Source organism: uncultured Allobosea sp. (assembly GCF_945957345.1).
Lineage (GTDB): Bacteria > Pseudomonadota > Alphaproteobacteria > Rhizobiales > Beijerinckiaceae > Allobosea.
This window is the reverse complement of sequence record NZ_CAMFKW010000012.1, coordinates 86076-109213: the sequence shown is the minus strand read 5'-3', so window position 1 is coordinate 109213 and position 23138 is coordinate 86076. Positions and strand designations below refer to the sequence as shown.

Genomic DNA, 23138 nt, shown 5'->3' with positions numbered 1-23138 from the left:
CTAGCTCTGATCCATGTTGCCGCGGCGCTGTGGCACCATTTCTATCGGCGCGATCACATCCTGCGCCGGATGCTGAAGGGCCAAGAGTGAGATCACGAAGCAGCGATTTGCTTGATCCCGGTCAAACAGCCGCAGTTCTCGCCCTTTTGCGAACCCCGCCACCATGGCAGAATTGACGTTATGAAGTTCCGGCTTCTCATTCACGTCCTGGTCTTGGGCCTGTTCGTCACGGCCACGATGCTGGCTGCCTTGGTGACGCCGGCGAAGGCTGGCTACGTCCGGATGGATAGCGAAGAAATGGCGGCAATGCAGGCAGATATGCCTTGCTGCCCCAAGCCGACGGACAAGCAAACGGATTGCGCGACGAATTGCCCGGCAGCCAGCTTCTGCTTGGCGAAGTGCTTTGCCAGCGAGCCGACGTCTTTCGTCACGCTCGCCAGGACGTTCGTCGCTGACCTCAGCCTGTCGGGAGATGAGGCCACGCGTCAGTCCCGTCCGTTCGAGCCACCCGCGCGACCTCCACGAAGCTGACGCATCGCCAGCGCGACCGCGCTGGTCTCGTCCGCACGGGGCCTCCGGCGGACGGTAAGCCGTGGCCATCGCCACGTCTTGGCTGCGCGCCCATGCGGCAGCCTGATGCACTCAGGACTACGAACATGACGCTCATCAACACGTTGCGCGTGCTTGCCGCAGCGCTTCCGCTTGCCTCCGTTTCGCTCCCGGCGCTGGCGGACATCAAGGATTACGAGTTTCGGCTCGTGCAGAACGAGATCAAGCAGGGCAACGGCGTCGTCGTCGCCGTGACGCTCGTCGACAAGCGCTCGGGCAAGCCCGTTCCGGACGCCGTGATCTTCGCCCAGCGCGTCGACATGGCGCCGGACGGCATGGAGACGATGGCATCGCCGATCGAGGCCATGCCGTCGAGCGAGCCGGGAACCTACCGCTTCAAGACCAACCTGACGATGGCCGGCGGCTGGCGGCTCTCACTGGGCGCCAAGGTCCAGGGCGAAACCGGCACGCTCGAAAACAAGCTGATCCTCAAGGCCCTGCCATGAAACCCATCGCCCTCACGGGCCTCGCTCTCGCCGCCATTCTGGGGGCTGGAGGCGCGGGCTATTGGGCCGGGCAACGCGGCCTTGCGGTCGGCTGGCGCGGTGGCTCGGCATCGAAGGTTCGCTCGCGGCAAACGAGCCCGTCGGAACCGGTCCGGTCATCTACTATCAGGACCCGGACGGGAAGCCCGTCTATTCGGCGCAGCCGCGCCAGACCGAGGACGGCAGGCCCTTCGCGGCCGTCCCCGCCAGTCAGGACGTCAGCTTCGAGGTCAAGCCTCCGAGCGAGGAGCGGGCGGCGCAGGCCGACCCGAAGCGCATCCTCTACTACCGCAATCCGATGGGTCTCCCGGATACGTCGCCGGTGCCGAAGAAGGACTCGATGGGGATGGACTATCTCCCGGTCTATGAAAGCGAGGGAAACGAGGACGGCGTCATCAAGCTCTCGCCCGGGCGCATCCAGCGCAGCGGCGTGCGCTCCGAACCGGTCCGCCGCCAGATCATCGCCCAGACGATTCATGTGCCCGGCGTCGTGCAACTCGACGAGCGGCGGGTTTCGGTGGTGACGATCCGAGCTGATGCCTTCGTCCAGGAGGTCGCTCCGGTCACGACGGGCGACCGCGTCACGAAGGGAACGCGCCTCGCACGCATCTACTCGCCGGAAATCAGCACGGCGGGCGCGCAGTTCATCACCGAGCTCAATGCCGCCGCGCGCGGCGTACCCGAAGGCGGCGCGAGACAGCGGCTCGAAAACCTCGGCGTCCCGCCGGAGGTCATCGCCGAGATCGAGCGCAGTCGGAAGGTGCCGCTGACGATCAACTGGTCGGCGCCGCGCGACGGCATCGTACTTGAACGTTCGGTCAGCGACGGCATGAGGATGACGGCCGGCGGCAGTCTGTTCCGGCTCGCCGACATCTCGACGATCTGGGTTCTGGCCGATGTTCCGGAACGCCAACTGGCTGCCGTCGGCATCGGCGCGCCAGCCACGATTCGGCTGCGCGGCCGTCCCGGGAGTTCCTTCGAGGGGCGCGTCAGCGTGATCTACCCGGAGATCGCCGAGGCAACCCGGACGGCGAAGGTCCGCATCGAGCTTGCCAACCGCGACGGCATCCTACTGCCGAACATGTATGCCGACGTCGAGATCGGCTCCGGTGACGCAACTCCGCAACTCGCGGTTCCCGACAGCGCCGTGATCGACAGCGGCTCGCGCCGGGTCGTCATTCTGGATCTGGGCGAGGGTCGGTTCGAGCCGCGCGAGGTCAAGCTCGGCCGTCGCGGCGACGGCATGGTCGCGATCACTGAGGGCATCTCCGAAGGCGACCGCGTCGTCGTCTCCGCCAACTTCCTGATCGATGCCGAGAGCAACCTCAAGGCCGCCCTCAACGGCTTCGCGCCGCCGGAGGCCAAGCCATGATCGCCCGCCTGATCGCATGGTCGGCGCGCAACTTGATCCTCGTCTTCGTTGCCGCCGCCTTTGCCGTGGCTGCCGGCATCTATGCGCTGAAGACCCTGCCGCTCGACGCCATACCCGACCTCTCCGACGTCCAGGTCATCGTCTACACCGAATATCCCGGCCAGGCGCCGCAGGTGATCGAGGACCAGGTCACCTATCCGCTGACGACCTCGATGCTCACGGTGCCGAAGGCCCGCGTCGTGCGCGGCTTCTCGTTCTTCGGCGTCTCCTTCGTCTACGTCATCTTCGAGGACGGCACCGATCCCTATTGGGCGCGCTCGCGCGTGCTCGAATACCTCAATGCCGCCGCCCGGCGCCTCCCGGCGGGCGTCTCGCCGACGCTTGGGCCGGACGCGACCGGTGTCGGCTGGGTCTACCAGTACGCCGTCATGGCCAAGAACATGACCCTCGCGGAATTGCGCTCCCTTCAGGACTGGGTCGTACGCTTCGCGGCTTCTCGTGCCGAGGGCGTGGCCGAGGTCGCCAGCGTCGGCGGCTTCGTCAAGCAATACGCGATCGTCGTCGATCCCGTGCGGCTGCGCGCCCAGGGCGTCTCGCTCTCGACGCTCCGGGACGCGGTCCGCAGCAGCAACATGGACGTCGGCGGACGCACGGTCGAGCTCAGCGAGTTCGAGTTCATGGTTCGCGGCCGCGGCTACCTGAAGTCGATCGCCGATATCGAGAACATCGTCCTGAAGAGCGACCGGGGCGTGCCCCTGCGCCTGGTCGACGTCGCCCGCGTGGAACTCGGTCCGGACGAGCGGCGCGGCATCACCGAGCTCAACGGCGAGGGGGAGGTCGCGAGCGGCATCATCCTGCAACGCTTCGGCGCAAACGCGCTCTCCGTGATCGAACACGCCAAGGCGCGCCTTGCCGAGGTCGCGGCGAGCCTGCCGGGCGGGGCCGAGATCGTGCCGGTCTACGACCGCTCCGGGTTGATCGAGCGGGCGATCGAGACGCTGAAGGGCACGCTGATCGAGGAGAGCATCATCGTCGCGCTGGTCTGCATCGTGTTCCTGCTGCATCTGCGCAGCGCCCTCGTGGCGATCATCATGCTGCCCGTCGGCATCCTGATGGCGTTCGCGGCGATGAAGGCGCTCGGCCTCGGCTCCAACATCATGAGCCTCGGCGGCATCGCCATCGCCGTCGGCGCGATGATCGACGCCGCCATCGTCATGATCGAGAACGCGCACAAGCATCTCGAACGGGCGCCGCCGGACAAGCCGCGCGTCGAGATCCTGATCGAAGCGGCGAGCGAGGTCGGCCCGGCGCTGTTCTTCAGCCTGCTCGTCATCACGGTCTCGTTCCTGCCGATCTTCACCTTGGAAGCGGAGGAAGGCCGCCTGTTCGGACCGCTCGCCTTCACCAAGACCTTCGCCATGGCGGCCGCCGCGCTCCTGTCGGTGACGCTTGTCCCGGCGCTGATGGTCATCTTCGTCAAAGGCAGGATCATCCCGGAGAGGCGGAACCCGATCAATCGCGGCCTGATCGCGCTCTACCGTCCGATGATCCGCGGCGTTCTCGGGACCAAGACCCTGACGATCCTGGCTGCGGTGGCCGTCCTGGGGCTCAGCCTCTGGCCAGCGCGGCAGCTCGGCTCGGAGTTCATGCCGTCCCTCGACGAGGGTACATTGATGTACATGCCGACGACCTTGCCCGGCATCTCCGTGACCAAGGCAGCCGAGCTGCTCCAGACCCAGAACCGGATCATCCGCTCCTTTCCGGAAGTCGCCTCGGTCTACGGCAAGGCCGGACGCGCCCAGACCGCGACCGATCCGGCGCCAACCGAGATGTTCGAGACCATCATCAACCTGAAGCCCAAGGCTGAATGGCGCCAAGGCGTCACGCTCGACAGCCTTAAATCGGAGATGGACAAGGCCCTTCAGTTCCCAGGTGTTTCCAATGCCTGGACGCAGCCGATCCGCGCGCGCATCGACATGCTGGCGACCGGCATCCGCACGCCGATCGGGGTCAAGGTCTTCGGCACCGATCTCGCGGAGATGGAGAAGGTCTCGCGCCAGATCGAGACTGTGCTGAAGGCCGTTCCGGGCACGAGCAGTGCCTATGCCGAACGCGTCATCGGCGGCTACTTCCTCGACATCGTGCCGGATCGGGTCGCACTCGGCCGCTACGGGCTCGCGGTCGGCGATGTCCAGAACGCGGTCGTGATGGCGATGGGCGGCGAGACCGTGACGACGACGGTCGAGGGTCGTGAGCGCTACGGCGTCGCCATCCGCTACCCTCGCGACCTGCGTTCCGATCCACAGGCGATCGCGCGCGAGGTCCAGGTCTCGACGCCGTCCGGCGCCAGCGTCCCGCTCGGGGAGGTCGCGAGCATCGAGCGGAAGCGCGGCGCGACCTCGATCCGAACCGAGAATGGCGAACTCGCGGTCTACATCTTCGTGGACACCGCCGGGCGCGACCTCGGCGGCTATGTCCGCGATGCCCAAACCGCGATCGCGCAGAGCATCAAGCTGCCTGCGGGCTACCGCATCGCCTGGAGCGGTCAGTTCGAATACCTCGAACGGGCCGAGGCACGGCTCAAGCTGGTCGTGCCCGTGACGCTCGCGATCATCTTCCTTCTGCTCTACCTGAATTTCCGCAGGTTGACCGAGACGTTCATCGTCATGCTGTCGCTGCCCTTCGCCCTGGTCGGTGGCATCTGGCTGCTCTGGTGGCTCGGCTTCAACATGTCGGTCGCCGTTGCGGTCGGCTTCATCGCACTCGCCGGCGTCGCCGCCGAGACCGGCGTGATCATGCTGATCTATCTCGACCACGCGCTCAGCGAGGTGCGTGACCGCTGTGCGGCGCAGGGGAAGGCCTTCACTCGCGCCGACCTGCATGAAGCGATCATGCTGGGAGCGGTCGAGCGGGTGCGGCCGAAGATCATGACCGTGGTCGCGATCATGGCGGGATTGCTGCCAATCCTTTGGAACACCGGCACGGGCTCGGAGGTGATGCAGCGCATCGCCGTGCCGATGATCGGCGGCATGGTCTCCTCGACCGTGCTGACGCTGCTCGTGATCCCGGCGATCTACGGCCTGATCAAGGGCTGGCGGCTGCCGTCGGGCGCGGCGATTGAGAACTCGCAAGGTCCGCAGCCCTCGGCAGCGCGGCAAGCAGCAGTCGTTGAATAAGATGGAGTGTCCGAGATGCACAACATGATGAATGGCATGAGCTGGAGCATGGGTTCATTTCACTGGCTTGGCGTCGCCGTGCTGGTGTTGGCCGTCGCCGCCTTGGTCAAATTCGTCTTCTTCCGGTGAAGGCGCGGTTGAATTTGAAGGAGAGCAAACATGCAAACCGATAAGTCCCTATCCCGCCGCGGGCTGATGATCGGAGCAGTCCAAGGGCTCACGGCCCTCGCGCTGGCCGGAAAGGCGGCAGGCGAAACGCTGCCGAAGATGACCGTGACACGCGATCCGAACTGCGGTTGTTGCGGCAATTGGGTTGAGCACATCAAAGCCGCGGGATTTCCGGTCGACGTGATCCAGGTCGATGACGTGCTGCCACTCAAGGCCAGGCTCGGCGTGCCCGAGGCCTTGATGTCGTGCCACACAGCCGAGATTGGCGGTTATGTCATTGAAGGGCATGTCCCGGCCGAGGCGGTGAAGCGCCTGCTCATCGAGCGCCCGAAGGCTATCGGGATTGCGGTGCCGGGTATGCCGGTCGGCTCGCCCGGAATGAAGGTGCCGGGTCAAGCGCCGCAGACCTACGAGATCGCCATTTTTTCCGCTGGCCGACAGAACATGTTTGCGCGCTATCGCGGGCTGCAGCAGATCTGATGGCTGAAACGGCGATCTTCGGCATGGCAACCGAAGGCGAAGGGCTTCAGCAGGCTGAATCAATCCTCGCCGGGTTGAAACCAACCATCCGGGAACTCGCAGCAGGCGAGACTCTTTTCGCGACAGGAGATCCGGCGCGGGGCATTTTCGCAGTTCGCCGAGCATGACGGCAGCATTACCGCCCGAGACGGCCATGCCTGATCCCTGCTTCTTCAGCGCGCTCCGCTAGATTCTGGAGATCGTGGATGAGCCGCAGTTAAGCAGTCACAGGCGTTCCGATTTCGCGTCAACGCTTCCGATCTAATCTGGCCGTCACTTTTTCGGTGAGCAGCTCGATTGCCGGTTTCAGCGTCATTTCCCGATACCGTTCATCCAGTTCGGGTCGATCTTCGATCCGCTTCAAGATGTCGATCAGGTCGACGCCCAGCTCGGCTTCGACCTGGCGTCCGTAGTTGTCGGATCGGAAGTAGCGGATAAGATCCTGAATGCAGGCTTTCGCTTCATCCCAGTTTTCACCGAGCGCGTCGTCTATGTGAGCGTTCGTGACGGCTATCGCTGCATGGAGCTGAGCCCAAGCGGTCGAGTCGCGCCGAAGCGTTGCTGGCGACAACATATTCGCGACCCGGCTCTTCAAGCATAGGATCGGGTGCATCACCGGGACGTGGACTTCGACCTGATTTCCATCGACAACGGCCGATGCACGGATGATGGCTACACCGCGTTCGAGTTCGCGCTTCGTAACTCCAAGCACGCCGTTGAGAAAATCGATCTCCAGCCGCCTGCCGTTTAGATCGGCGACGACCAGTGCCGTACTCGGACTGTTCATAGTGTCGGAATCTGGTGAACTGACCGTCCCACCTAAGGCCTCGGCAAATGCCCGGGCGGCCTTGAACGATCCGAAGAAATCGATATCCCGACTTGTCAGTGGATCGTTTGGGCTCAGTGCTGGATCGCGTCCCTGATACCACCAAGCCCACAGATTAGTAGCTTGCCCACCGACCACAAAAGTCGCGTCATCTAGCGTCAGCTTCGACGCGACCAGAATGACATCCTCAGCCCCAAATCGAGGCTCGTCGGCGTCACTTGCCATCAAGTTTGACGCGGCCACGCCAAACGATGACACGGGCTTTGGAGCGATCGAGCGCTGAGAAAAAGCCGTTACGCTCGTTCAGCTCAGAGGCGCTGATTTTCCCATTGCGTAGCCGCTCGGCATCTCGCTCTCGCGAGGCGCGCTTGGCTTCACGTCGCTCTGCGACGCTATATGAAGGTCCGACTTGCATGATAGCCTCACCTAAAATGTCGGTCGATGCACCGAAAAAGTCAATAGAATCCGCCCCGAAAGGTGGATGTTTCGTTGTGTTTAGGGGCTCAGGCTTCATGGCCACTGCCGGCGAGGCTTCACCGGCGAGCGGTCCACTCCATGCGCTCAAATGAGCCTGCGTGGCTATGATGGAACGTCTGAAGGAGGCGCCGACAACCACGCGAAGCGCCTTTAGCTAAACGAGCATCAAACCGCAGCGCCTGGGGCAATACCCTTCCGAGCTGGCTCTATTCCTTTGCCGCGCACACGACGCGTGTTTGCTCCATATAGAGCGCGCCGTTTCGTCTGGAAATTTCAAACGCGCGCTGAAGGCCGCTATCGAACGTGACGACCACAGCGCTGTCGCCAAGCGTGAAGTTCCCGCTACTTTGCCAGAGGCCGTCATATGAGAAGCGCCCATCATGATCGAAGGTGAAGCGTGCTCCTCCCGCTGTCGCGCAGACCTTGCCGTTGATCGCGCTGGTGAGCTCTTTCATCCCCAGGACCACGTTGGCACGATGGGCGACCGCAGGTTCAAGCTGAGACACGAAAAGCAAGCAGGTCGCCGACACGGCGATTTGGCGGACCATCCTCATCGTAGCCTCCTCTGGCTTGCCCCGAGGGCAACCCGGTCGGGGCTTGAGGACCTAAGCTTGAAATGGGGATGTCGACTTCGGATGTGAAGTGTTTCACCTCTGCCGAGCGAGGATCGCCTCCATCTGCGCGATTTCCTGGCTCTGCGATTTGATGATCTCGCGGCAAAGCGCGACGATCTCCGGATCGGTGATGTTGGCCTTTTCGCACATCAGGATCCCGCCGGAATGATGCGGGATCATCGAGCGCAGGAACTCGGCGTTGCCAATACCAGCTTGGGTTCGCATGGCTATGAAACCGCCGACAAACACAGCAAGGGCGCCGGCGCCGATGATCATGTTCAGGCGCTGCGACGGGAACATGGAACGCATCGAGACGAGCATGATGAGCGTCATCGGCGCCACCATCATCAGCGTCATGTAGACGTTGTTGAGATTAAGATGGAAATGCCCAAGCGCCGCGATCATCGTGTACATGACGAGGTACATCACGATGAAGTCCAGCGTCAGTTCGATCGCTAGCCGGCCGTAGTGGTTCTGGCCTTTATGGTGATTGCCATGCTCCATGGCAGCCTCCTAACGCTCAGGTTTGCCCGGGACGTCCCAACCCGCAGCTATTTGCCCTTGGCCTTCAGCCACTGATCGATCGTTTTGATCTCCTTTTCCTGGGCGCTGACGATTTCGGTGGCGAGTTTCTTGACGGTCGGGTCCTTGCCATGGGCGAGGGCAACCTTGGCCATATCGATCGCACCTTGATGATGGGCTTTCATCTGCATCATGAAATCGATGTCGGCGTCGCCGGTAAATTTCGGCGGCATCGCCTGCATCATCCGCATCATCGCCGCCTTGTATTCCTTCGTTGATCCGGAATCGGAAGCCTCCGGCATCATCATTTTCATGGGCATGCTGTCGCCCATCTGAGGCTTGGGCGCTGGCTGGGCAAATGCCGCGGTCATCATCGAGGCTGCGAGACCGGCGGTCAGAATGAAGCGCATCATCGGAATCTCCACGAAACGAGGACAGGAGTCGCTACGCCGCCATTTTCCGGCAGCTATCCGCGCAACTGCGGCACGCCTGGACACAATCGTCCATGTCTCCAATCCGCTCGCATTCGTTGGCGCAATCTTCGCAGATGTCGGCGCATTCGGCGCAGAGATGCTTATGGTGCGCGGAGCCGATGATCATCACCTGGGCGCTGGCTCGGCAGATCTCGGCGCAAGCCTGCATCAGCTGGATGTGCTCCGGGGCAGCGTGCGCTCCGCCGAGCTTAAGGCAATGGCTTGTGCTCATGCCGAGGCAGGTTTGATAGCAGCGCAGGCATTCGTCGATGCAGGACTGCATGGCGGCGTCGAGATGGTGCATGATCGGCCTCCTGTTCATCGAACGACAATTGTCGTTCCTCGAATAAGACGCAGGTGGCGATTGGCTGTTCCCGGCTGAAACAAACGGTAACAAAGCAGTCGTGGAGGAGTTCGCCGTTTAGCGGACGTGACTTCGGCGGCGCCTTGAAAAAGCGATCCACGGCGCGCCGAGCTAAATCGATTTCATCCTCCTCGATGGGGACAAGATCGAGCAGGATACCGGCGAGCCTCAGCCGCTCCCCGGGTGAGGTCGGCCTTGTCTTTCACGGAATTCCGCCTGATCTCACGCCGCCTCCGTCGCTGCCTGCGAGCAAGCAGCGTCGACCGGGTCGTTCAACGACGAAAATGAGCACCGTATCCCTCCAAAGCGCCGTATCGCGTGGTGAGGTTTCGTTCGAAGCTGCCGGTCAATTGTGCGCAAATCGCAGCTACGGAGTCCTCCAAATCAACGTGGAGGGACCTCGAGGAAGCATGTCCATGGACATCGATCGGGCTAACATCCGCGCCCGCAGCTTAAAGCGAGTCATCGCTGCGCTGATTGGGTTTGTCGCGTTGGGTATAGCGATTGTAGTGCTGCGAGAAGGCGACGTTCCCGCCGACAACTCGCGGCCAACGACAATCGCGCTCGCGGTTCTAGGTGATTCCAGCAGCCACTCCTATCAAGACAGCCTGAGCTTTCCACCAGGTTCCGCCGATCGTGGCGGCGCTTTTCGCGCCCGTACCTTCCAGTGGACTGAGGTGTTGGCGCGCGTGCGCGGCAATGAGCTGAACTTGGGGCCCTGGGTACTGTGGGGGAGATCCGGCCAAGCGGCCTGGTTGCGCCGCGCCATCGGGCTGGACGCCGGTCGTACGCCAAGAAAAGAGGATTACCTCTATAATTTCGCCAGTTCCGGCGCCTCTTGCGGCAATTTGATCGGAGGGACACTACAAAAACCCGGCCAGGCATCGCAGTTGGTGGAGCTGATGGACCTTGACCCTGGGCGCTGGCGCAGCGGTATCGTCGTCATCCGTATCGGCAACAATGATTGGTCAGCGGTTCTGGACGATCAGGCACGCGATCCCAAGGCGCCTAAGGTCCGGGCTGCGGCGGCCTATTGCGTGGAAAAGATCGCCGCGGCCATAAGATTGATCCATGCTAGGCATCCAAACACCCGCATGTTGTTGGTGGGCGTCGACAACGAGATGAATGAACCGGGAGCCTTCGACAAATACCGCTCTGCTGTCGCCATCGCCAACATCCAAACCGCTTTTGACGATTTCAACGCCCGATTACGCGGATTGGCCGGCTCTGATGCCCGCCTCGGCTTTTTCGATCTGGGGATCTGGTTTCGTAATCTTTGGGGAATGCGCGAGCTCGACGGCACGCCAAAATACAAGGCGGTTGTCGTAGGCGAGGAGCTGCGGGTCACGAACACCATCGGAGATGAGCCGAACAATGCGATCCTCGCTGATGATCACGCCGGTCTGGTGTGGAACGCGCTCTGGGCGCAATCGCTCGTGATGCGGCTGCGCGAGACCTTTGGTCTGCCATTGACACGGATCAGTGACGAAGAGTTGGAGCGTTTCGTCAGTGCGCCGTGAGCATGCCAGCCTGTAATAGGGCGCAAAAGCCGGATCGGCCAATCTTGCCACTTCGGTCCACCGACAAAGTCGAGCTCCAAGCGCGTGCACGTCGGGGACCGGTTCACCACGGCGAAAGGTCAGCGGCCAAATACGCCAGGAGACGCTCAAGCGATGAGAGCTCGCCGCCGGCGATCAGCGCAAGTGGGGTTCGTCCTGAAAAGATGTCGTTCGGACGGTTCATCCATCCCGCCGCGCGACTTGCATTGCTGAAGCGCATTCTCAGCGCTGCATGGATCTGCAAAAGAAGGGTCGAGCGATAAACCTGCTCCGAGGAGACGTAGCCAACGTTGTTCCGCCTCCATTCGGCATATGTTGTCGGCGACAGATTCAGAATTGTTCGCGCTTCGCCATCATTGGCGGACCAGTTTTTGAGCAAGGAGATGACTGTGCGAATGAGCACGAGCTCCTCCGATCTGGTCAACGGTTCAGCCATCGGTCAGGATCCTCGGGCTATTTCGATGAATACGCGAGGAGGCGCTGCAGACGGACTTGCCGCCCCGGTCAGCCACGAAGCGGCCCTGGGTCCTCCGGTTTCGCCCGATCCGCGGAAGTCTGATGCGCGGTCACCAATGCAGCAGGCTTCCGTAGGCGGTACCAGCGGCTCAGTGTCCGGGCAATTTTACGATCCTGACTGATCCACAATACAGGGCTGGTGGTAATAAGCTGATCGCCGAGAATTGGGTGGCCGACCGACTGTCCAATGAGAACATGCTGCTTAGTCTCGCAATCGATCCCTTGCAGCCAATCATCGAGTCCAACAGCTTCTTCCAGGTCGACCTCTGTTGGGCGCCAGCCCGCTTCGAGACGGCGAAGGTCAGCGGCCGCCGACATGATCTTCTCTGCCAGTTCTTTCATGGCGAACCTCCTTCGGGGCGATTTCGGTCAAAAGCGCACCCAACCGGCGAGAGCCGGCTGGCAGGCAATCGTAGATTCTCAGAACCGCGGTGCGCTCAGCGGAGGATGCGACCTGAGGTTGCCTTGGCCGCGCCTTTGAGGCGCTCGAAATCAGCGCGCCGCCGTATGACAACCGCGAGGGCGCGCAATGCCTGCTCAGGCTCGACGCCTAGGGTGGCGGCAAGGTCGTGGGTTGCCTGGAGCAAAAGAGCCTCGACCTCCGGCAGAGAACCCGACCCTTCGTCTTCATGCAGGGCTTGGCCGAGGCGGATCATGCGGACCTCGCGACTTGCGCAGGAGCCCGGTCCCACTTAGCCGCTTCCATCCTAGTTTGGCCGATGATGCCTTCGATCTCGCCTCCCGAAAGATAGCCTCGTTGGTCGAGCGTCGTTGCCAGTTCCAACAATGTGGCGCGTCTCGGCTCAAGAATTTGCGCTGCCTTGGCTTCCGCGTCTTTGAGCTGCGCATTGACGGCGAGGTGCAGGGCTGGAACTTGGGCGAGCTCCTTGACCTCCTCCAGGTAGGCGCCTCCGGAATGACCCATCCCGCATTGCGTCTCGATCAGCATGGCGAATGCCGTCGCACGCCCCAGATCGGAGGCGGGTTGCATCCCAGCCCCAGCGCTCACATCGCCCAAGATTAGACGCTCTGCCGAGCGGCCGGCCAATAACACGGCCATTTCCCGCTGAAGGCGGTCGAACGTTGCTGAGCCAGACAGATTGCTCTCGAATTCAAAGAAGCCGCCCCGCGTATGGATCGAAATCCCGCAGACAGTTCCAGTCTCCAGCGCGTGGGCGGCTAACGCATGACCGCTCTCATGCACGGCAATGCGCCACCGAGCTTGAGCCGGAATGGCTGGCGCGTCGGCCGCTATGGCCGCCATGACGTCGTCGAGCATCAGCGCGCGACGAGAACGCCTGGCGGTACCTTTCGCACGCCTGACGAGCGCCTCAACATCCGCTCCGGTGGCCCCACGTGACGCCAGCGCCAAGGGAACAAGATCTGCATCGGGCAAGAGCTCCGAGCCGATGTGAAAGCGGAAAATGTCGGCAAGGGTGAGCGTGTCCGGTTTTGGAATCTCGATTTCCCGATCGAGTCTGCCTGCCCGTTTTACTGCCGCGTCGATCCGGTCCGGATGATTTGTCGCGCCGATGACCACGACCCCGGGTCGTTCCTCGATGCCAGCAAGCTGTTCAAGCAGGAGGTTTACGATCTGGGTCCAGTACTCGACATAATCACCACGAAGCTTCGCGCGATCAGAGATACCGTCCATTTCGTCGATAAATAGAATGCACGGCGCCTGACGTCGGGCTTGAGCGAACGCTCCGCGGATAGCTTGCAAAGTACCGGAGAGGTATGTGGCCGCATTCCATTGCGCTACGGACGTCGAAATCAATGGAACCCGAGCGGTTTTAGCCAACGCGCGCGCAAACTGCGTTTTTCCTGTGCCAGGCGGCCCCGAAACGAGCAACCCCTTGTTGTCGATGTCAGCCCAACTGAGCCGGCCTGCCTTGTACTCCGCCAAGTCTTCGGCCAACTGGAGACCCCACTCCTTGGCCGCGCCATATCCGGGAAGTTGTTCCAGCGAGGGCCCGCTGATCAGGTAGTCGCCCTTTTTCCGCACCACGTCTTCGATGGCGTTGAGACAGTCGTTTCCTGCGCGGCCAGATCTGAATGCCAGCGGAAGATCGTCGATATCGATCAGCCGGATCAAATCTGGATCCATATCGCGAGTTGGCGTCTGCCCGGTCACCGCTTCGATGACCAGGGCAATCGCACTCTGGTCGAGCGCCGGCAGCGCGAGCTCATACTCCGCAGTCCGCATCAGAGCCTGCGGGAGGTGGCGAATGGGATCTGGCGCGATTCCCAGCACAGGAATTCGGCGCTGCAGTGCAGCAGTGACTTCACGATTACCTTTTTCCGGCCGATCGTCTTTCGCAGTCCCGTCGCGAGCGACGAGCATTCCCCTGGTATGGAATCCGATACTAAGGCCGCCGACCTCCAGGACGCGCGAGCCGGTCGGCAACACGCAGGTTTGAGCTACTTCCTTCGCCATCTCGATGAAGCTCGGATTATGGGCGGTCAACACCACGATGGGAGCTTCCCGACGCAATCCGCGCGCTAGACCGGGTTCCCCTTCGATCGCGCGAGCCATCAAAATCGCGACAGCTGCCAGATCCGCGCGGAGTATCGCAATGCTGGGATCGGCGACGTCATCGTCGAGCTCGTCTATCAGGCGCTCCAGCGCATCATCGGAATATTCACCACGAAGCATTGGTTTGATCTTCGCGCCTGCCTCCTTTGCGAGGCTTTCAAGGTAAGCTCGCGCCAGGAGGTCGCTGGCGGGCTGGCGCTTATTGGCGGACGAGCCGGATTTGCGATGGTGCATATAGGCTCCTTCTTGTGTCGACTTAGAACGAGAAATCTGAAGCCGCTGGATGCTGATCGAGTTTCGAGGCGGGCCTTGAGCGCGCCGACCATCCCTTCAATTTTGATTGGCAAGCTGCAGGAGAATTCTCGGATCGCAGAAGAGATCGTCGAAATCTTCGTCCAACAGGACATTCAGGTCCTCGTCGCTCTCGTGCAAAGCGGTGACCGGTGTCCTTGACGTCAGACGGCGGACAGCCTTTCGATCGGAGGTTCTGGGCGGGCGCCGAAAGGCCGAAGAGGCCAGAGATCGCGGATAGGCCAGCTTGAAGCGCCGTTGTGCTTTCATAAGAGACTCCATTGCTGCGGCCGATGAAGATGCCAACTGGCCACATCACGAGAGCAACATGGCCGGCACGGGCCGGATCGCCAGAGATGTCGAGGAGCAGGTCGGTATATGGGAGGTGGCTTTGGCAGAGCGCTGCCGGCGAAATCGGTCCACCCCGGGAGACGTCGAGACACCCGCCCGACAACCAATATATCAATGATATGAAAATATCGTTAGAATTTTAAATAAATATGGTTAACGCCGCGTCCATCAGCTCCGCAGCTTTTCTGACCGCGACCTTTGAGCTGCAGCAAGCGGCGACGAATAGACGACAACGCCGACCACCCGATCGCCCGAGACAAATCGGGCGCCTTCTTCTTCAAGCGCCTGTCGAATGCGCGCAACCAAGGCCGGCTTGGGCTGAGAAAACCCGTTCTCGAAGTCGTTGATGGTTTTCCTGGAAACCTTCGCTTGCTCCCAAAGCCAAGCCTGGGACACGTTCAGCAACGACCGTGCGGCTTGGCATAGGTACCCCGCGATCAGGGTTTCGCGGCGCATGGGTAGAAGCGCAATTCCCGCCAAAGGAGCAGGCTCCGAATTTTCCAGGTGAAATATTTTGATAGCACTGCTATAATACCAGGGTTCCGCCAAGCTCGGCGGAGCTTCAAGGCTCGCCACTGCATTCTCCTGCGCAGCCGCGCTGTTCAAGCCGATACCCTTCATTCACACATCACGATTTGCCGTTGCAAGCGACATCCAGCGGCGCCAGGTCCTCTCACCCTCAAGTTCGTGCGCTTCTAACCAGGTCGCTTCGCCCCCGCCGGTCGAACAGTCGTTCATCAGATAAGGATCGCAAAGTTTGTTCCTTGCGTCGACGGGCCTTGCATCTGAGTTCGCGCAGCACGCGACCTAATGCTCACCGAGGTCATCGTCCGGGCCGGCATGCTCCCCTTCAGAAACAAGGAATCAGAGCGAATTCCTTGAACGAGATGCCAACGCATAAGGATTGAGAAACGATACCTCCGCGTCTTGTCAGGGAAGTGGCGCGCAGGCGGCCGTCATTAACATTCTGGGCAGAATAAAGATGCTAGCCCGTCAATAAATAGCCGCGCAGGAACGTAACAATCGTGCTTGAATTTCAATTTCTTGCTCGCAGCATGTCTATGCAATTTTGCGCTCTAGCCCCGTCTTTTTCCACATTAGCTGGCAGCGATCGAGGCCGAAACCACGCTCTTTAGACAGTTTCGTCTTCGCTACCCCCGCATGAATTCCGCTGACCTAAGAAATCAACTTCTACTTTCCGTGCCAACTCAGGATCTGGGAGGCATCGGCGGAGAGGGTCCATGCTTGTGAATGACAGGGATGCCAAACAGCGCCTCGACGATCTGCTTTCACAGGCAGACGCGGTGATCGAACAACGAGACGACGGCTCTCCGGTTCGTAAGATCTTCAATGGCCGACGACACATGCCCGTCGGATTGGTCCCTAGCGTCAAATCTAGACGGATGATCGCTTGGGAATCGCGGCTTGAGCGGAAGGCAATCCGATGGTTCGAAGTGGACGAATCTGTCGTGAGCTACAGAGAGCAGCCGCACACGCTGTCCTTCAGGCTCGGTGGCCGAAAGGTCCGATACACTCCCGACTTTGAGGTGGAGCAGGAGGACGGCGTAACGCGCATCGTCGAATGCAAATACCGGGACGATTTGCGCAAGCTCGATCCTTTGTACCGCGCGAAGATCCACCATGCGCGGCACCTCTATCGTTCCGTTGGAATCAACTTTCAGATCGTTTCCGACATGCGCTTTCGCATGTTCCCGGTCTGGCACAACAATGCTCGAATGGTCGAGAAGACGCGCCGGCTTTGCCCAGGCCCGTTTGAGCTCGCGGCGCTCATCCAGCACCTCGAGGCACGTTCAGAGTCGACCATGCACGACTGCGCTCGCGTGCTCGTCGGGCAGGAGCGGGCGGAAGATCGCGTCCTCGCTCTGATCGCCCGCAGGATCATCTCGGTGGACCTTTCCAGGCCCGTGAACGGCCAGACGAGAGTTCGGCTCAAGGCCGGTTACGAGACACGGCTGAGCGCAATGCCATCAGTCCAAGAAGCGGCTTGAGGGGGGCAATACCTTGAACGCGAACCTGAGGCTCAAGGTCGACACGACCGTCATGATCGACCAGCGGGCATTTCAATTCGCCCGGCTGCTCCAAGACGGCCGGATGGCCTTCGACGATGAAGAGAATGGGCGTCGCCGTGTGCTCGACGAGAACGGGTTCATCGAGCTCTACCTCGCCGATCGCATTGCGGTGCCATCCTGGTCGCGCTTGCCCGAAAAATACCGGGTCGCGGCGGAACGCGCGCTCGATGCTCTCCCGGCGAAGTTTCCGCAGGAGGCACTTTGGCGTCACTGCTATTGCGTCGCATTTGATCAAGCTGACCCGCGGCCGCGGAAGAATGAGCAGGATTTGTCCGCACTCATCGATGCTGTCGCCGCCCGAGAAGGCCACACCCACAAGCCCGATTGGAGAACCCTCTGCCGGTGGCTGAGGACCCGAGGGGTTTCCGGCCGGCGCAATTTACGGGCAATGCGCTCCTTCCATGACAAGAAGGGGCGCAAAAAGGGGATCGATGCTGATGTCGAGCTGATCATCAGCGAAAGCATCGCATCTGTGTATCAGAATCGAGGCAACCTGCCGCCAAGCGCCGTCTACGAACACGTCATTGGCCAGATCGCCAAACGGAACGCCGGGCTCCTTGACGATTGCAGCGGCGAGCCGGCGCCAGCCGGGCAGGAATTGCCGGAGCCCAGCCAGGCCACGGTTTTTCGGCGTGTTCGTGACAGCGACTATTATCGGACGATGCGGCTTCGGCTCGGACGGCAAGCCGATAGGCTTTTGCGCCCGCTGAAAGCTGCCCCGCAGCATGATGCTCCATTGGAAGCCATCATCATCGATCACACCAAGATCGACAGCTGGCTCTTTTTCGACGACGCGACTGGCTTGCCCTGCGGCGGGCGCCCTTGGCTCACGATGGCCCTGGATGCCTATTCGCGCTATCCGCTCGGCTATTACATCGGCTTCGAGCCGCCGAGCGTCTATTCGGTGATGATGTGCCTGCGGCAGGCCATTGCGCCGAAGCTCGATCTCGCCCGCAGAAAGGCAGGCGTTGCAGACGATTGGCTCGCCATGGGCGTCCCGTTCAAGCTGATCGCCGACAACGGCAAAGAAATGGTCGGCTATTCCTTGCCGAACGCGTGCGCGGAACTCGGCATCGAACTGGAGACATCGCCCGTCCGAACGCCCCACTACAAGGGCATCATCGAGCGCTTCTTCGGCACGATGAACACGCGTTTTATCCACCGGCTACCGGGAACCACCTTTGGCGATGCACGGAAGTTGAAGGCTCTCGAACTGAACCCTCAACAGGAAATGTGCATCTCGTTTCTCACCTTCGAGAGCATGTTCTTACGGTGGTTGGTGAAGGATTACGCGCGTTCCCGCAATCGTTCTATGGGAACCACACCGGAAAAGCGCTGGATCGAGGGAACGCAGCGCCATCGTGTGGAACTGCCGGCGCGGATGGGAGATCTCGCCCATTCGCTATCGCGATACGCCAGCCGGTCCATCTCCCGTGAAGGCATCAGATTTAAAGGCCTGACATATCGAAACGACAACGTCGTTCGGACGATCCTGGCCTCTGTTCGCGCCCCTCGCGTTGATGTCGACTTGCGCTTCGACCCCACGGATCTCGGCTGCATCTACGTACGAGAGCCACAGACTGGCCAGTATCTAGGGCCGATGCGCTGCGACGAATTCGATTATGCCAAGGGGCTTTCGCTTTGGCAGCACGGGCTTATTCGCGACGAAAATCGCCGCAGAGAGCGGAACCCCAAAGATTTCCGCGATCTGATGATCACCCGAGCCGAATTGATCGAGGAAACCGCACAAGCCATCCGCGAAGGCCGCGGAAAGGCGGCCGATGCCCGCTTTCAAGGTATTGGCTCGCAGAAATCCACAACCATCGCCGTGGTTCAAAGCGACAATGGCTCAACGACCCGGCCGATTTCCGTGGGCACCGTGCCGATGCAGGTCGCTTCATCCCAAAATCTCGACGACGAAGAAACGCGTGAGGGCGATGCTTCGACGCAAGGGGTAGCAAGCACGGCGCCGCTCCCTGCCATCACATCTGCAGCACCCAAATCGAACCCCACGGAGCCCTCGTCGGAATTCGAAGACGAAGACGATACCGACGCGCTCTTGGCAAAATATTCATTCAATACGATTCACAAGGCTTAAGTATGCTGCAGACGGTTTTAATGAGCTCCAATCATATGGAGCTGTCCGATCGCCACGCATCTCGCATCAATGCGATAAAAGGCATTCGGATTGAGAACGATCGGACAATTGATCTGGTGAAGAAGATCCAGTTGTTCAAAGACACGGCCCTGGGAGGAGGCGAGTCCGCATCGGCGTCGCTGACCGCGCCGACCCGTGGCGGAAAGACGACGATCATCGACACTTTCATGTCGAAGCATCCACCCATCAGAGAGGGGGCGGCCGATCGCGTGCCAGTGGTCTATGTGGAGGTTCCGTCAGGCGCCACGACCAAAACGTTGGGTCGCGCCGCCTTGACGGCCCTCAATCATCTCAACCCCGAAAAGGGGGACGGTGATTTCAAAAGAGTCGAGCTCGTGGCGACCCTTCGCCGGCGCGGCACAACCCTCATCATTTTTGACGAGCTTCAGCGTCTGGTCGAGAAGGACCGAGGGAAGGTATCCAAGAACGTTTCGGACTGGATCCAGAATCTGATCAACAATTGCCGCGGAATATGCGCCGTCCTCCTGGTCGGCACGACGCGCGCACGCTCGGTCTTTGCGAAGAACGGGCATCTGATCGGCCGCAACGACTTCCACTGGGAAGTCGAGCCTTACCAACGCAACCCGCAACAGAAGAAAGACTGGGAGCTCTACAGGGCGTACCTGGCCAATTTCGACCACCAGTTCGTGACGGTCGCAGATTTTTCGCGAAGCAATTTTGCCAAGCCTGATGTTGCGGCTCGAATCCATGCCGCTTCGCTGGGCTACCCCGGCGCCACGGCAAAACTCCTGCAGATCGCCGCGACAGACGCCATTATGCAGGGCAGCAATGTCATCGACAACGCGATCCTGGCCTCTGCATTCGACCGCCTATGGAAGTTCTCAAACGCCGTGGCGCTGAATCCCTTCACCTCGGACAGGCCGCTCCTGCCGCAGCAAGTCTGGAAGGGTCCTTGGGAAGAAATACTGGACTGACGATGTCGAATGTTCAGCCGGATTTTTGCTTCGAGATCAGCGCTACAACCGCGCCGGACCGCGTAACACCACAGCCCAGTGAGAGCTTGCGCGGGCTGCTGGCACGTTTCGCGACAGCTAATGGGGTCGCCGAACATGTGGTCCTACAAGCCACGGGCGCAACAAAACTATTGGCGCCCGGAGCCAAGGATCAAGATGACGCCGTGACCGCGCTCGCTGATCTGTGCGGGCTGCCACGCGCGGAAATTGCGAGACGTGCATACACGAGCTTGCCCGGCGAGGGCGAGCGCGAGTTTTGCAACTTCAGGGGCCTCCCGTTTCGCACGAGGCTGCTGACGTCGCACGTTCGAGCCGTTTCTCCCGCTGCATTGCGCATATCGCCTATCCATCGTGCCGAGTGGGACATCGTTGCGATCAACGCCTCGGCCGAGACGGGAGAGGTCCTTCTGACCGAATGCCCCAACTGCAAATCGACGCTCGGTTGGAGTTATCCATCGATCGTGCATTGCGCCGAATGCCAGATCGACCTGCGCGATGCCAAAGCAGATGCTGTTGTCCGCGACGAGACCGTGCTGGCCAACATTAAGCTAGCCGCTGCCCTGGTCGATGCAGATCCCTCGACACGCGAGCGGGCGATCCAGTGTTTCGCGCCGGACCTGGCAAGCTTTGGCCCTGGTGAGATCATCAGCCTTGCGGCGCTCTTTGGCGCAGTGTCGATGGAATCCGCGGGAACCGACTCGTTGCGCCGAGAGCTATCCCACCGCAAACGAGAGTCATGGACGCCGGAGTTTCTATCTTCGGGAATGAGCACGCTCCTGGACTGGCCAAACGGGTTCTTTCAGCTGGTCGAGGCAATGCGATCACGGCCGGTCACGTCGACGTACTCGGACAAGACACGGGAAATGCTCGGACCGCTGGCCGATCTGATCGAGCCTTGGCGCGTCGGAGAAACCCGCGCCGCTTATTTCCAGTCACTGCTGCGGAGGCATCTCGATGCCGTCCCGGACGAGGAGGTCGCAAGATACCCACTCGCCGTCATCCAGCGTTGGTCCACACGCATCTGCAGTCTCCAGACCGTGCTGAAGCTGCGGAAAACAGCCTATGATCGCTTCAAGAGGATCATCGACCACCCTGGGATTGTCGTGGCCGGTGGCGGTGGAACGGGCGAACTGTCGCTCGTCAACAAGGAGCTCGCCCTTCAGGTCATCGACGAGTCTCGCGACCTGCTGACGGTCACCTCGCTCAAAAGCCAGGAGAGGGTCAGCGATGCGACAATCGAGGCGTTGGAGCAGGGTGACGTTCTCGTTGCAGCCACAGACGTCGCACGCCGGTTGGCCGGCATTGAAGAACTCGCCTGGAGGCAAAGTGCCTGGGATGCCACCAAGCGTGACCTGGAGGCGCGTCTCGCCCCAGACCCTGACCGGAAGTCGATCAGGTTGTGCGACGCTCTTTCGATAGCGGGACGGCGGCGCCTCACATCGCTGGCCGATATATTTTCCGGCATCCAAGCGGGCTCTATCCGGCTGAGAGCCTTGGTGCCAGATGCCACCAGCATCGGAGCGCGCTTGGTTATCGATTACGAGGACGCGAAGGAGCTCATAGACAACCTCGCTAGCGCTACTCCCTATTCCGAAATCGGCGCGGAGGCCGTCGCTATTGAATTACGGATATCGTTTGAGCATCTGCGCGAGCTGGTCAGAGCAGGGATTATTAGCGCACAAGAGCGGCCGGACGACCCGGACGTCAGGTATTCGCGAAAATATATCATCCAACGTGGTGATATCGACCGATTTCACTCCGAGTACGTCTTCGTCAAATTTCTTGCCACGAAGCTGGGTATGGTGACCCGCACGTTGAAGGGACTGCTGACCGACATCGGCGTAGAGCTCATCGAGATCGGCTATGCCCCTCTATTCGCCAAAAGAGGGGAACTGAATGAGAAGCTCGGGCCCCGAGGCCTGGCAATCGATGGCGAGCGTGATCCTGGCATTACCTTGCTAAACCGCCCATTCGCCGAGTCCGATCGCGAAGAGATTTTGCGCATCCTGAATGCCAAGGTCATTCGGTTCGGACCGTCGGCTGATGCGGAGCCACTCCGCAGGCAGGCAGCCGCCAGTCGTCAAGCCCGCGAGAAACGTCGGCTTCTGGCCGTCGCCGACCTTATCGATGGCGCACCTCTCGACGAAGCTGCGCATAGGTACGGCGTTGCGGCGAACAGTCTATACATCTTTTCGCTCCGCTATCGGCGAGGTGGCTTGGCTGCACTGGTCGCGGCAGAGCGCCCGCCGAGAGAGGTCGCCGTCATCACTGCTGAGCAGCGAGCCGCGATCGTTCGACGCGCCCGTGAGATGGTGGATGACGTCTCATCCAAAAAGGGAGGATGGCGGATCGATGATCTTCAGGCGTTCGCGAAAAGCGTCTGTGGTCACAGAGTCGGTCAGGGAAAACTAAGGATCATGCTCACCGAAGCGGGATTTAGATGGAAATCGGCCAGCGGGGTGATCGTAAGAGATTCATATAACAAAGTTTTCCCTCAGATACGAACGGACATACCAGCCGATACGCTATCCAAATACAAAACCGCCCGCTCTCTGGAACGCAAGCGCTTTGACATCGCGGCGCAGTTGATTCAAGGAATCCCGCTGAATGATGTTTTGAACGGAATGAAGACCACGCGCAAAGCTGTGAAACTTCTGATCAATGACTTCAATCGTGATGGCATCGATGGACTTAGATTGTATGCTAACAAGGCTGTCCTAAACCCTGGACAGCGCCGGTCCGTTCACGATTTTGCGCAAACGCTGATCATGGCGAACGCTAGCGGAACTGGAACGTATAACCAGACCGACGTCGTCAATTATATTTCGGAGAATTTCGGCGCCGACTATAGCGTTCAGTCAATTGGGACGATGCTGAAGGGCTTGGGCCTCAAATGGGTCGAGGGCGCCAGTCGGAAATAATTGGATTGAACGCGTTGACGTGGGGAGCGCACCGGCAGTCGGCCGCAGCCCCGGCCACTGCGGCGCTGCGGCGTAGCCGGATTTTTGGCGCTACGACGCCAAATTTTCCAATGAGTCCAGTCGATATGGCTCCCAAT

The 23138-nt window shown here is 60.7% G+C and carries 23 protein-coding genes; 11 read left to right on the top strand and 12 right to left on the bottom strand.

Annotated features, from left to right (window positions below):
* Positions 1-111: 111 nt before the first annotated feature.
* From Q0Q36_RS08610 to Q0Q36_RS08585, 6 genes are all read left to right on the top strand, one after another.
* Positions 112-531 carry a hypothetical protein gene (locus Q0Q36_RS08610; RefSeq protein WP_293797340.1) on the top strand — a complete coding sequence of 140 codons (420 nt, stop codon included), beginning with the start codon at positions 112-114 and terminating at the stop codon, positions 529-531.
* A 125-nt stretch (positions 532-656) separates the two neighbouring features.
* Entirely contained in the window at positions 657-1055 is a 399-nt protein-coding gene (locus tag Q0Q36_RS08605) for a FixH family protein (RefSeq protein ID WP_293797337.1), read from the top strand.
* Positions 1056-1116: 61 nt separating this feature from the next.
* The gene (locus tag Q0Q36_RS08600) at positions 1117-2466 is read left to right on the top strand and encodes an efflux RND transporter periplasmic adaptor subunit (protein WP_367187165.1); all 1350 of its coding nucleotides are present in this window, start codon (positions 1117-1119) and stop codon (positions 2464-2466) included.
* Positions 2463-5642 carry a CusA/CzcA family heavy metal efflux RND transporter gene (locus Q0Q36_RS08595; protein ID WP_293797336.1) on the top strand — a complete coding sequence of 1060 codons (3180 nt, stop codon included), beginning with the start codon at positions 2463-2465 and terminating at the stop codon, positions 5640-5642. The genes Q0Q36_RS08600 and Q0Q36_RS08595 overlap by 4 nt, the downstream gene beginning before the upstream one ends.
* A gap of 159 nt (positions 5643-5801) precedes the next feature.
* Complete coding sequence (locus Q0Q36_RS08590; RefSeq protein WP_293797334.1) at positions 5802-6290, top strand: DUF411 domain-containing protein; 489 nt, start codon at positions 5802-5804, stop codon at positions 6288-6290.
* On the top strand, positions 6290-6457 hold the full coding sequence (locus tag Q0Q36_RS08585; protein ID WP_293797332.1) for a hypothetical protein: 168 nt from the start codon (positions 6290-6292) through the stop codon (positions 6455-6457). Before Q0Q36_RS08590 ends, Q0Q36_RS08585 begins: the two co-directional genes overlap by 1 nt.
* A gap of 119 nt (positions 6458-6576) precedes the next feature.
* Here the strand turns inward: Q0Q36_RS08585 and Q0Q36_RS08580 are convergent, their stop codons facing one another.
* The 6 genes from Q0Q36_RS08580 to Q0Q36_RS08555 form a co-directional block, all read right to left on the bottom strand.
* A complete protein-coding gene (locus tag Q0Q36_RS08580; RefSeq protein ID WP_293797330.1) occupies positions 6577-7380 on the bottom strand; it encodes a hypothetical protein in 804 nt (267 codons plus the stop codon).
* Complete coding sequence (locus Q0Q36_RS08575; RefSeq protein ID WP_293797328.1) at positions 7370-7669, bottom strand: hypothetical protein; 300 nt, start codon at positions 7667-7669, stop codon at positions 7370-7372. The genes Q0Q36_RS08580 and Q0Q36_RS08575 overlap by 11 nt, the downstream gene beginning before the upstream one ends.
* A 169-nt stretch (positions 7670-7838) precedes the next feature.
* Positions 7839-8180, bottom strand: coding sequence for a hypothetical protein (locus Q0Q36_RS08570; protein WP_293797326.1), 342 nt, complete (start codon positions 8178-8180; stop codon positions 7839-7841).
* 99 nt (positions 8181-8279) lie between these two features.
* Positions 8280-8750, bottom strand: a complete 471-nt coding sequence (locus tag Q0Q36_RS08565) for a DUF305 domain-containing protein (protein ID WP_293797325.1) — start codon at positions 8748-8750, stop codon at positions 8280-8282.
* A gap of 47 nt (positions 8751-8797) precedes the next feature.
* Positions 8798-9181: a DUF305 domain-containing protein gene (locus Q0Q36_RS08560; protein WP_293797324.1), complete on the bottom strand. Its 384-nt coding sequence runs from the start codon at positions 9179-9181 to the stop codon at positions 8798-8800.
* Positions 9182-9212: 31 nt separating this feature from the next.
* Positions 9213-9545, bottom strand: coding sequence for a four-helix bundle copper-binding protein (locus Q0Q36_RS08555; protein WP_293797323.1), 333 nt, complete (start codon positions 9543-9545; stop codon positions 9213-9215).
* A 476-nt stretch (positions 9546-10021) separates the two neighbouring features.
* Between Q0Q36_RS08555 and Q0Q36_RS08550 the strand changes: the two genes are divergently transcribed.
* A complete protein-coding gene (locus Q0Q36_RS08550; protein ID WP_293797320.1) occupies positions 10022-11125 on the top strand; it encodes a hypothetical protein in 1104 nt (367 codons plus the stop codon).
* Between the two features lie 103 nt (positions 11126-11228).
* Here the strand turns inward: Q0Q36_RS08550 and Q0Q36_RS08545 are convergent, their stop codons facing one another.
* From Q0Q36_RS08545 to Q0Q36_RS08520, 6 genes are all read right to left on the bottom strand, one after another.
* Positions 11229-11600 carry an MbcA/ParS/Xre antitoxin family protein gene (locus Q0Q36_RS08545; RefSeq protein WP_293797317.1) on the bottom strand — a complete coding sequence of 124 codons (372 nt, stop codon included), beginning with the start codon at positions 11598-11600 and terminating at the stop codon, positions 11229-11231.
* A gap of 68 nt (positions 11601-11668) precedes the next feature.
* Positions 11669-12022, bottom strand: coding sequence for a DUF6634 family protein (locus tag Q0Q36_RS08540; protein WP_293797315.1), 354 nt, complete (start codon positions 12020-12022; stop codon positions 11669-11671).
* A 95-nt stretch (positions 12023-12117) separates the two neighbouring features.
* Complete coding sequence (locus tag Q0Q36_RS08535) at positions 12118-12336, bottom strand: hypothetical protein (protein WP_293797313.1); 219 nt, start codon at positions 12334-12336, stop codon at positions 12118-12120.
* On the bottom strand, positions 12333-14450 hold the full coding sequence (locus Q0Q36_RS08530) for an AAA family ATPase (RefSeq protein WP_293797312.1): 2118 nt from the start codon (positions 14448-14450) through the stop codon (positions 12333-12335). The genes Q0Q36_RS08535 and Q0Q36_RS08530 overlap by 4 nt, the downstream gene beginning before the upstream one ends.
* A gap of 96 nt (positions 14451-14546) precedes the next feature.
* On the bottom strand, positions 14547-14777 hold the full coding sequence (locus tag Q0Q36_RS08525; RefSeq protein WP_293797311.1) for a hypothetical protein: 231 nt from the start codon (positions 14775-14777) through the stop codon (positions 14547-14549).
* A gap of 249 nt (positions 14778-15026) precedes the next feature.
* A complete protein-coding gene (locus tag Q0Q36_RS08520; protein WP_293797310.1) occupies positions 15027-15479 on the bottom strand; it encodes a helix-turn-helix transcriptional regulator in 453 nt (150 codons plus the stop codon).
* 620 nt (positions 15480-16099) lie between these two features.
* Between Q0Q36_RS08520 and Q0Q36_RS08515 the strand changes: the two genes are divergently transcribed.
* The 4 genes from Q0Q36_RS08515 to Q0Q36_RS08500 are packed head-to-tail and all read left to right on the top strand — an operon-like array spanning position 16100 to position 23001.
* Positions 16100-16867, top strand: a complete 768-nt coding sequence (locus Q0Q36_RS08515) for a TnsA endonuclease N-terminal domain-containing protein (protein WP_293797308.1) — start codon at positions 16100-16102, stop codon at positions 16865-16867.
* Positions 16868-16880: 13 nt separating this feature from the next.
* On the top strand, positions 16881-19046 hold the full coding sequence (locus Q0Q36_RS08510) for a transposase family protein (protein ID WP_293797306.1): 2166 nt from the start codon (positions 16881-16883) through the stop codon (positions 19044-19046).
* A gap of 2 nt (positions 19047-19048) precedes the next feature.
* The gene (locus Q0Q36_RS08505) at positions 19049-20041 is read left to right on the top strand and encodes a TniB family NTP-binding protein (protein ID WP_293797305.1); all 993 of its coding nucleotides are present in this window, start codon (positions 19049-19051) and stop codon (positions 20039-20041) included.
* 2 nt (positions 20042-20043) lie between these two features.
* Positions 20044-23001, top strand: a complete 2958-nt coding sequence (locus tag Q0Q36_RS08500; protein WP_293797304.1) for a hypothetical protein — start codon at positions 20044-20046, stop codon at positions 22999-23001.
* The last annotated feature ends 137 nt before the right edge of the window (positions 23002-23138 follow it).

Excerpts from the sequence above, each read along its gene's own strand:
- Q0Q36_RS08605 (WP_293797337.1), top strand. The coding sequence starts at position 657 with ATGACGCTCATCAACACGTTGCGCGTGCTTGCCGCAGCGCTTCCGCTT.
- Q0Q36_RS08595 (WP_293797336.1), top strand. The coding sequence starts at position 2,463 with ATGATCGCCCGCCTGATCGCATGGTCGGCGCGCAACTTGATCCTCGTC.
- Q0Q36_RS08590 (WP_293797334.1), top strand. The coding sequence starts at position 5,802 with ATGCAAACCGATAAGTCCCTATCCCGCCGCGGGCTGATGATCGGAGCA.
- Q0Q36_RS08585 (WP_293797332.1), top strand. The coding sequence starts at position 6,290 with ATGGCTGAAACGGCGATCTTCGGCATGGCAACCGAAGGCGAAGGGCTT.
- Q0Q36_RS08580 (WP_293797330.1), bottom strand. The coding sequence starts at position 7,380 with ATGGCAAGTGACGCCGACGAGCCTCGATTTGGGGCTGAGGATGTCATT.
- Q0Q36_RS08575 (WP_293797328.1), bottom strand. The coding sequence starts at position 7,669 with ATGAAGCCTGAGCCCCTAAACACAACGAAACATCCACCTTTCGGGGCG.
- Q0Q36_RS08570 (WP_293797326.1), bottom strand. The coding sequence starts at position 8,180 with ATGGTCCGCCAAATCGCCGTGTCGGCGACCTGCTTGCTTTTCGTGTCT.
- Q0Q36_RS08565 (WP_293797325.1), bottom strand. The coding sequence starts at position 8,750 with ATGGAGCATGGCAATCACCATAAAGGCCAGAACCACTACGGCCGGCTA.
- Q0Q36_RS08560 (WP_293797324.1), bottom strand. The coding sequence starts at position 9,181 with ATGATGCGCTTCATTCTGACCGCCGGTCTCGCAGCCTCGATGATGACC.
- Q0Q36_RS08555 (WP_293797323.1), bottom strand. The coding sequence starts at position 9,545 with ATGCACCATCTCGACGCCGCCATGCAGTCCTGCATCGACGAATGCCTG.
- Q0Q36_RS08550 (WP_293797320.1), top strand. The coding sequence starts at position 10,022 with ATGGACATCGATCGGGCTAACATCCGCGCCCGCAGCTTAAAGCGAGTC.
- Q0Q36_RS08545 (WP_293797317.1), bottom strand. The coding sequence starts at position 11,600 with ATGGCTGAACCGTTGACCAGATCGGAGGAGCTCGTGCTCATTCGCACA.
- Q0Q36_RS08540 (WP_293797315.1), bottom strand. The coding sequence starts at position 12,022 with ATGAAAGAACTGGCAGAGAAGATCATGTCGGCGGCCGCTGACCTTCGC.
- Q0Q36_RS08535 (WP_293797313.1), bottom strand. The coding sequence starts at position 12,336 with ATGATCCGCCTCGGCCAAGCCCTGCATGAAGACGAAGGGTCGGGTTCT.
- Q0Q36_RS08530 (WP_293797312.1), bottom strand. The coding sequence starts at position 14,450 with ATGCACCATCGCAAATCCGGCTCGTCCGCCAATAAGCGCCAGCCCGCC.
- Q0Q36_RS08525 (WP_293797311.1), bottom strand. The coding sequence starts at position 14,777 with ATGAAAGCACAACGGCGCTTCAAGCTGGCCTATCCGCGATCTCTGGCC.
- Q0Q36_RS08520 (WP_293797310.1), bottom strand. The coding sequence starts at position 15,479 with ATGAAGGGTATCGGCTTGAACAGCGCGGCTGCGCAGGAGAATGCAGTG.
- Q0Q36_RS08515 (WP_293797308.1), top strand. The coding sequence starts at position 16,100 with ATGCTTGTGAATGACAGGGATGCCAAACAGCGCCTCGACGATCTGCTT.
- Q0Q36_RS08505 (WP_293797305.1), top strand. The coding sequence starts at position 19,049 with ATGCTGCAGACGGTTTTAATGAGCTCCAATCATATGGAGCTGTCCGAT.
- Q0Q36_RS08500 (WP_293797304.1), top strand. The coding sequence starts at position 20,044 with ATGTCGAATGTTCAGCCGGATTTTTGCTTCGAGATCAGCGCTACAACC.